Origin of the sequence: Desulfonatronospira sp. MSAO_Bac3, assembly GCF_003838035.1 — a bacterium.
Lineage (GTDB): Bacteria > Desulfobacterota > Desulfovibrionia > Desulfovibrionales > Desulfonatronovibrionaceae > Desulfonatronospira > Desulfonatronospira thiodismutans.
Window position 1 is genome coordinate 1 of the sequence record NZ_QYZY01000378.1, and the last position, 8,463, is coordinate 8,463.

6 protein-coding genes are annotated in these 8,463 nt (G+C 52.2%); all 6 read right to left on the reverse strand.

Annotated elements, in window-relative coordinates; genetic code table 11:
* Positions 1-1,250 (reverse strand): DNA methyltransferase (locus tag D5S03_RS13185; RefSeq protein ID WP_353745159.1); only part of this gene is annotated, 1,250 nt, incomplete at its 3' end.
* Positions 1,251-1,277: 27 nt separating this feature from the next.
* Positions 1,278-4,721 carry a BREX system P-loop protein BrxC gene (gene brxC, locus D5S03_RS13190; protein WP_008869235.1) on the reverse strand — a complete coding sequence of 1,148 codons (3,444 nt, stop codon included), beginning with the start codon at positions 4,719-4,721 and terminating at the stop codon, positions 1,278-1,280.
* Positions 4,722-4,951: 230 nt separating this feature from the next.
* Complete coding sequence (locus D5S03_RS13195; protein ID WP_008869236.1) at positions 4,952-5,506, reverse strand: BREX protein BrxB domain-containing protein; 555 nt, start codon at positions 5,504-5,506, stop codon at positions 4,952-4,954.
* The gene (locus D5S03_RS13200; RefSeq protein ID WP_008869237.1) at positions 5,481-6,317 is read right to left on the reverse strand and encodes a hypothetical protein; all 837 of its coding nucleotides are present in this window, start codon (positions 6,315-6,317) and stop codon (positions 5,481-5,483) included. Before D5S03_RS13200 ends, D5S03_RS13195 begins: the two co-directional genes overlap by 26 nt.
* A gap of 191 nt (positions 6,318-6,508) precedes the next feature.
* Positions 6,509-6,787 carry a DUF6946 family protein gene (locus D5S03_RS13855; RefSeq protein WP_435050723.1) on the reverse strand — a complete coding sequence of 93 codons (279 nt, stop codon included), beginning with the start codon at positions 6,785-6,787 and terminating at the stop codon, positions 6,509-6,511.
* Positions 6,788-7,415: 628 nt separating this feature from the next.
* Positions 7,416-8,189 (reverse strand): ADP-ribosylglycohydrolase family protein, encoded by a 774-nt coding sequence (locus tag D5S03_RS13210; protein WP_008869238.1) that lies wholly within the window; start codon positions 8,187-8,189, stop codon positions 7,416-7,418.
* Positions 8,190-8,463 lie beyond the last annotated feature (274 nt).

The following is an 8,463-nucleotide window of genomic DNA, read 5'->3' on the forward strand; positions in this document are numbered from 1 at the left end:
ATTTGATCCAGGGTGTATTTGAGCTTCACATCCCCATTTGCCTGGTTCAGCCACTCCTCTTTCCGGGCATTAATGGCCAGGCCGGAGCAGGCCAGGTTGAGCTCTGGCAGTGGCCGGTATCCGCCTGCACCGGGATAAGTCCAGGCAGCCAGGGCCAGGGAGAAGGCTGCCAGCTGGACGCAGCGCTGATCGATTTCCAGGCCGTGGATGTTTTCGGCAAGCACCTTGTCCACGGCTTCCCGGGCTGAAAGGCCCTCCAGTTCCATGCGCATGGGCACAAGCATAAGAAACTGGGCTATTAGGAAGTGACCGGACCCACAGCATGGATCCAGGGTTTTGAATCCTTTGAGGGTATCCGGCCAGTTATCAAAAGTGCCTCCTGCCGGAGTCCAGGAGCTCTCGTCATCTTTTACAAAACGCAGATAGGAAAGAGTAAATCCCGGGCGGCTGAAAAAGACCCGCAGCTCATCCTCGCTTTGAGCATTCTGGAGCATGTTACGAGCTTCCACTGCTGGCTGGTCACTGCCCTCTGAGCACATTTTAACCCACCAGGCCCCCAAGGAGTTATCCAGGAGAAAGGCGACCATGTACGGTTCAGTAAAAAGCTGGGTGACAGCCGGAAGCTCTTTGGCACCTATTTTGACCTCTGAGGCATTGACCTCCTCTTTCTTGCGGGACTGCCAGAACTGATAAACCCAACCCAGGGAATCAGAAGCTGTAAAAACCTCCCGGGGCAAGTCCTCCACCAGGCGCTCCAGCCTTTGCTGGTTTTCCGGGGGCAGGGTCAATTCGAATACCGGAGAGTCGGGACGAAATATCTGAGGCAGCATGCGGGCGGCATAGCGGGAAGCCAGCTCCCAGCCGTTGGTGGCACCTTCGTCCGCAGCCAGGTCCTGGCACTCTTCAAGGGTGATGGACACCGGTTCCACCGGGTCCGGATATATAAGCAGGTTGTTTTCCGCCAGGTAGCGGGCAAAGAGCATACGGTGCCAGTGCTCATATGCAACTTCTTCAATGAGGCGGTCTATCTCCTGCTCTCCCTTGGCGTTGCGCCCATTGCCCAGGTGCCTGGCGTGCGCCCGCAGCTTGCGACGCAGCACACGGTCTTCTTTGCTCAGGTGTTTATAAGGGGCAGCTTCCTGGACCCCAAGCTGCTCCAGAGCAGATACAGCTCCGGCCTCGGCTTCCTGCCTGGCCCGCTCAATGGTTCTTTCCAGCCTGCTGCGCAAGGCTTTTTCCAGAGGGTGCATGTTATGCTCCAGGCATGATACGTTAAATTACCCCGGAATTACCGGTCCGCTTTTTAATTGCTCCAACAGTTTTTTCCTGGCCTGGGTCAGCCACTCGTCCACGTCCTGTTCTGTCTTGAGGATAGAAGAAGGCAAGGCAACCTCTTGAACCTCCGGCTCCAGCATCCTGGCCGCCTCCATCAGCATCTGACTGTATCGTCCAGGCATGGCGGCAATGCGGTCTTTCAAGGCTGATATGCCTGCTGTGTTCAATGTATTCAGGATGGAATCGGTGCTGTCTAACTGAATAGAGGGGATGGACGCTTCCACAAGTCCTTGCTGATTGCGCAGCTCGTGGCGCTGTTCGCGGGCGAGCCTGTGCCAGTTTTCATCTTTTTCCAGCCGGGCCTCACCCTTTTCCCATTCCTGATCCCATGCCTGTTTCAGCCTGTTCAGTTCCTGGCGCAAAACCTGGGTCAGACTGGAGATGAGGGGTTCCACCAGGTCCGGCTCTTCCAGGAGCTGCCTGTTCTGCTCCACTGCCTGGACCTGAGTGAGAATTATCTCTGCATCCTCAACGGGATGCGCATAATGGGACAGGTTTTTGAGAACCCTCCACTGGGGCATGCGCCGGGAAATACCCTGGGAGAGGTCTGACCAGGTGTCAATGTGCCTGCTCAGCTCGTCCCTGAGATTATAAATGGCCAGGAGCTGTTCATTGCCTGAAGAGAGGCGGATATCTTCCAGGAAAGAGGTGTCCGGGGGCTCGGGCATGGGAGGTTCGCCTCCGGCTGAGCTGGCCAGTTCACTTAGTTTCTGCAGAAATTCGGGTACGTGGGAGAGCTCTTCTCCCGGTTTCGAGCTGATGCCCATCTTTTGAAAGAGCTTTCGTATCTGGATACGCTGGGGCGTGGTCACAGTGGCTGATTCCACCTTGAAAACAGCCTTGCCGATGGCTTTTCGCTCCAGTTCCCTGGGGTGGACAGTATTGCCCCGTTCATCTTCAGCCCGGACCAGGCCGGCCACCAGGAGCACCTGCAGGCCGCCGTCCACAGCATCCCTGGGCCAGCCGTATTCCGGAGACTCAAAACGGTTTCTGATCTCTGCTCCCCGCTTACCTCCGGCTATGTATCCAAGTATGGCCTTGCATACCGGATTGGTGGCAGGTTCGCCCTCAAACCCCACGGCTTTGAGGGCATCGGGTGAACCCTTACCGGCGTTGGAATAGACCTTTTCCCACCCGGTGTGGTCAGCCAGATCAAACTGGGGGTAAAGTCTTTTCAGGCTGTTTTCGGCAGCTTCAATAATCATTTCCTGTAAATTGCCGCCAAGTATTTCCGTACCCCCGGCCTGAAAAACCCTGGCTCCGGAAAAGGCATCATCCAGAAGCTCGTTGATCCTTATTTCACTGTTGTCCATAATTGTCTTTATGGCTGCTCTGGCTTCTATGCCCTCTGATGTACCTGGGTTGCCCCGTTTGTCCAGGGTGGCTGCAGCAGCCTTGCAGCTTAGAAGGTTCCTTCTCAGGTCATCGGCGGAGCGCTTGGGTATAAAGACAAAGATGGTCGGTGACTTGTTTCCAGCCTCCCTGGCCTCGGCCCTGATGGAGTTTTCATCGGTTTCCCATCCGTGCCTGATCCAGAGACAGATTCTCTGGGCACAGTCAGCAGGCAAGGAAGGCTCAAATACCGGATGAATATTGCGGGCAACCTTGGAACTGCCGTGCAGCAGGGAAAGCCGTCCAGTAATCTCCCCAAATTTGCGCCGGATGCGATCTTCTCTTTCGGCTTCCACACGATGAGTTTCGTTGGCCAGCTGGTGGAACTGATTCTGAAACTCATCATTCCAGGCAGCGCTTTCCTCGGTCTGGATGCGATACTCCTGGCCCACCTTCATGAGCAGGCTGCAATCATCAAGGAGTCCGGGGAGTCTGCTGCGCAACCCGCCGCTGCCCTGGGCTATATCTTCGACAAGCAGGTCAGCCAGTGTGTCTGGTTCGCTTTTGATGCCCAGTGCCTGATTGGCAGCAGTTAATTTGTTCAACAGGAAGATAAGGCCGCAGGCCCGCGCGGTCAGCCTCTCATCATCATTGCCGCTGTGCCAGCGCATTATTTTTTCATGCACCTTGCGCGGCAGAATCCTGGCCTGAAGAAGCCTTTCAGCGGCATCAAAAAAGAGATAATCCGCCGGAATGACATTGCCTAAGGGGTGGTCCAGGTTGGTCTGAATGGCTTTATGTATCATGCTCAGCTGGTTGCGCAGCTGACTGTCGGTGCCGGTTTGATCCAGTACCCTGAGCGTATTTTCCCAGAAGCGGCGTCTAACAGGAAGGATAGGGTAGTCTTTGGTCAGAGCATCGATGTCTTCATGCATGTGCCCTATGGCAGTACCGGACAGGTGTCTGGAAATCTCGCCAAGGTTTTTGTGCATAGCCTGCTCTATCACCGGAATGGCATTGGAGTCCTTGGCCAGGACAGTCTGGCGTATAACGGTTTCCACGTCTGCATCAGACAGTTCAACCCTGATGGTAAACCGCCCTTCCAGTTTTTTAAGGTTGGTTGTGCCGGTTATTGCTGTCTGGCCGGTTCCTATGAATAAAAGCTTGCCGCCTATACCCTTGCAGCAGGACTCGACCACTTCCTGTACTTCCATGGAGCGTTGACTGCTGTCTCCGATAAACTGCTGAATCTCGTCCAGGACGACAAGGGTCAGCGGAAACTTCTTTTCCCTGGTCAAAGCCTTGCTGATGGTCTTGAGCATATCGTCATTGGAGATGTCCTCAACATTAGGGAAAAGATTAATCAAGGTTTCCACGCAGGAAGAGGGGGACGGAAAATGGTGCGGCTTGACTCTGGTAAGGGCCTGATGCAGACCTTCAGCCACATAAAAATTGTCCAGTTCTTCATCCCAGTTGTGGCCTTCCTCTTCAACTATGGAACGGACCTGGTCATAAATCCCTTCCCGTTTGAGCCAGATGACGAAACTGGCTACCGGATATTTTGGGGGCAGTCCCACAGACTTGAAGATGATTCGCAGCAAAGCCAGGCGGACACTGCCTCTTGCACCAGCGCCCAGGGTGCCCGATGCAGCATGCAGGCCTCCTTGTCTTTTGCCCTGAACATTTAATTCTTTCAGGTGAGTGCGTATAGAATCCGGCAGCCTGGCTATGCCTCTGGCAGTGGCTCCATCAGGAAAAACAGTATCGGTCCAGAGGGATTTGAGGATTTTGACCAGGTGAGATTTGCCGCAGCCGAAAAAACCACTGATCCAGACTCCTGGCTGTTCCGGAGCACCCTGGTCAATATTTCGCAGATAGGAATGCAGAATCTGCTCCAGACCCTTTTCGTACTGCCCGTCGCAGACAAAGGTTTCCATCTCGTAGCGCAGAACTTTCAGCGCATCTGGAGTGGTATCCTCGTCAACCTTGGCTACTCCCTGGTTGACCAACGACCAGGTGGAAGGATCCTTAAAATAGACCTGGCGATTGAGCATTCATTCCTCCTAAAGCAGGCTATGCCTGCAACCCATTTTTTCTCACGCAAAGACGCGAAGATCGCAAAGTAAGAAATTTATCTTTGCGTTATGTATGGCAACATTCAACCGGGCCTGCTCCTCAGTATAGATTGCGGGCACGGTGTAAACTCCCCTCCTTAGCCAAGGAGGGGTCGGGGGTGGTTGTATGAGATCCCTTCCTTTTTTATGACAGGGTCTCAGGAGTAAGTCTAAAGACTTGCATCTGCGGTCAAAGGCACCGCCAGATAATTCCATCCGTCATAACCATCCAGGAGCCTGTAATTGTTGTTTTCATAGCTACCAGGAAAAAGGACCACTAATCTGCCTGCAACTATTGATGACAGGCTGTCGACAACATCGCGGACTTTGGAAAACCCGAATAATGAGCCTACACCCATCAGAGTGACCACTGAATTGTCGTCGATATTGTTTTTCTCATAGAATTCGGCAAAGGACCGGGTAATATGTTGCTGATAGTTTTCCGGGAGAAGAGTCTTGAGCAAGTCCGGATTCTGGAAGTATTTTCCGGCATATTTTTGGGACAGCATCCAGCAGGCAAAGGATTCAGTTAAATCGAAGAGGTACCAGTCGTGTCCTGCCTGTCTTGTGGCAAGTTCAAACTCGTCAATCCTGGCCCTGATCTTAAGTTCTTCAGCCTCATTGTAGACACAGAATATTATCCTCTGAGCCGGGGCTTCATCTCTGCGCCAGGGTATGGAAATATAATTACTGTAGACTTCAATAAGCTGTTTGGTTCTGCTCATTTAGCCGCTCTGTTTCTGTTGGTGTAATTAATCCAGGGAACTGTACCTCGATGACCTCTCCGATATTTTTAAACACCATCCACCCCCGGCGCGAACTTTCCCTGGCCAGTTCGAGTCCCTGTTCTACGGAGCAATCCAGGATGTTGAAGAAATCGCAGGCAAACAGAGACTGTCCCCGCAGGCCGCTGATATGCCCCAGCAAAAGGGCGTAGGCTATGCTGCCGGGAGTTGCCTGAACGCTGGTGCGGACCTTGTTGTACTTTCCACGCAGATGCCCGGATTTTGTCCAGGACGAGGCCAGGTTTTGTGCAGCTGATTTCAGGGTGGCCCGGCTGAAACAGTCTTGTCTGTGGGAATCTATAAATTCCTCCAGATCTTCTCTTTTTAAGGTGTTTCCTGGTGGAGTTTTCAGGATAAATGTGGAGCTAAGCCGCAGGAGGGGGTCCCTACAGCAGGCACAAAGTATGGCCAGTAATGCCCTGCCTTCATTATCGCGCTTCCAGAAATGGAGCATGTTGCGAAATATGAATATACCGGGGTCCAGTCCGTACAGGCTGCTCAGGTGGTTGAAGGTGATGGTCCTGGTCTTGCCTGACCTCTTGCCCAGACAATTATCGTTGACAACGGCCTGCCTGTAATCGGGTTTTCCTGCTTCCGGATTGTCGATATATGACAAGAGCGCTTTCAGATCCTGAAGCATAATAGTTCTGGCGGTATGAACACCGCCTCCATGGAGGCGAAAACCCATCCTGGCCAAAACCGTTTTATGCGGGTCTGTAATTGTGCCGGGCATAACCTGCTTGTTCAGCATAGACCATTTTCCAGGATACTTTAAGTTAAAAAGCAGGAGATTATGAGTAAGAAGGTCAAAAGTCAATTTATTAAGGACTTGTTTTTCAGAAGAATTCGGCCAGATATATGCTGAGCAACTGTTTGATGATTATTGTTTTTACATACAACGCCATGCTTGCCCAGACTGTTTTCGGGGCAATCCCTGGCCTTTTATTTGTCGAGGCAGGCCGGGCTGCCCTGCACCCAGGTAAGATGAAGGGACACACCGGAACGAGAACCTGCTGAATTCAAGCTGTCTTTGCTTGCGCTGCCACCCATAAGTTCGGCAAAAGCTGCATAGTCCTGGAAGCCTTCATGGGACTGGCTGAAGGAGTGAACCAGCATTAGAGCATGCTGAGTGTTGAATCTCTGGGCCTCAATGAGGGCTGATGCTGTGCGGTGCAAAAGCTGATAGCGGATGGAGTGGGGGCCTGCGTCCAGCTCAAGCAGCCTTAGTGTTCTTCCGGGTCGGACTTAAATATTTATCTGATTTTACATGAGATACATCCCCAAAATAGCTTTTTTTGGGCTTAAACAGCCCTTTTCGGCCTCTAAATGAGAGTTGTAAGGTCCTGGAGCCAACAGCAATGCTTTCTGACCAGTCCGGATTTCGCTTCGCTTTATAACCAATTGCTTCATCAATCCAAGAGGAATAATCCAGAGTCAGATGTTTTTGTCTGTACCACCGAAAAGTTCGAGCAGCTTTTAGTGAGTTCTGGAATAAGAGAACCTGCCGTTACTGGGACCTGACCCTGCCACCTCATCCAGAGACTGACCTTCATTGATCACCCGCCGGATTTGCCGTAGAAGCTCAATATACTAGATCCTGGGTAACCATTCAGGGGGCATATTCCGGCCCGGGGACAGTCCCCGCGACACCTTTCCTGCACAAAGACAAAAATTACATGCGCAGATTTTTTTGAATCTGCATAGATATTCTTAGCGGGGGACAGTCCCCAGGCCTGGTGCCAGGGACTAAAACTGAGTACCCCCTGAATGCTTACGATCCTGCCTGTTTCCGGGATCAATTGCAGGCCCTTTAAACAACTGTGATGTTGCAAAAAACTTATGGGTTGAGTTAATCACTGCAATAACGCTGCATAAATGTTTGCGTTATGTCTCTTAGTCGATCATCCAGAATCCTGTATACCCGAACCTGAATATCTTCAGGCACGCCTTTGTAGAAGGTCTGGGCGATCCCGCCGGTTATGCAGGTCAGGGTATCACTGTCCCCTCCAAGGGATACAGCTGTACGCAGGGCGTCCTCAAATCCGCTGGAGTCAATAAAGGCCCGCACAGCCTGGGGAACGGTCCCCTGTGACGACACATCGAACTGGTATGTGGGGCGGATTTCATCCACATGCCGATTCAGGTCGTAACCAAACTCATTTTCTATGTACGTCTTTATCTCATCCCTGGTTTTGCCCTGCCTGGCCAGAAATATTGCCGCTGCTGTTGCCTGCCCGCCCTTGATCCCTTCCGGGTGATTGTGAGTGACTTCTGTATATTCTCGAGCCTTTTTAAGCACAGTATCCAGGTCATCATAAGCGAACCCCACCGGGCTGATGCGCATGGCGGCCCCGTTTCCCCAGCTGTTGTAAGGGCCAAGCCCTGGATTTTTCGCCCACTTATGAAAGCTTCCCCCGTAGCCTGCTCCTGGATACCATTTGTAGAATCGCCTCATGTTTTCATCATAAGGCCTTCCAGTCATGATGGTATCTGCAAGGGCCACGGTCAGGACGGTATCGTCAGTAAAGAAGCTGCGCGAGGTGAACAGATCAAAATCCTTGGTCTTGATGTTGTCCCACTCGTAAACCGATCCGACAATATCTCCGGCAATGGCTCCAATCATTTATCCCCTCTCCTTGTTGCGAGAAACATTGCTTCGCTAAAGCGGGCTACACCCTCAACCAAAAAAATAAAGAAACCTTAACCGCCCGTTCTCCCGCCCATGGCGGGATCACTCAAGACGCAAAGGTCGCAAAGGAAGGCAAGAAGATTTTTTTCATTTGCCGGGTGTTCGGCAAATGAAAAGGCAGCTTGTCCAAAACCGTGTCCCGGTTTTGGACAATACCCCTGTGCTTCACGTCTTTAACTTTGCGTACTTAGCGCCTGGCCTGCCACGC

Coding starts and splice junctions, on each gene's coding strand:
- brxC (WP_008869235.1), bottom strand. CDS start 4,721: ATGCTCAATCGCCAGGTCTATTTTAAGGATCCTTCCACCTGGTCGTTG.
- D5S03_RS13195 (WP_008869236.1), bottom strand. CDS start 5,506: ATGAGCAGAACCAAACAGCTTATTGAAGTCTACAGTAATTATATTTCC.
- D5S03_RS13210 (WP_008869238.1), bottom strand. CDS start 8,189: ATGATTGGAGCCATTGCCGGAGATATTGTCGGATCGGTTTACGAGTGG.
- D5S03_RS13200 (WP_008869237.1), bottom strand. CDS start 6,317: ATGCTGAACAAGCAGGTTATGCCCGGCACAATTACAGACCCGCATAAA.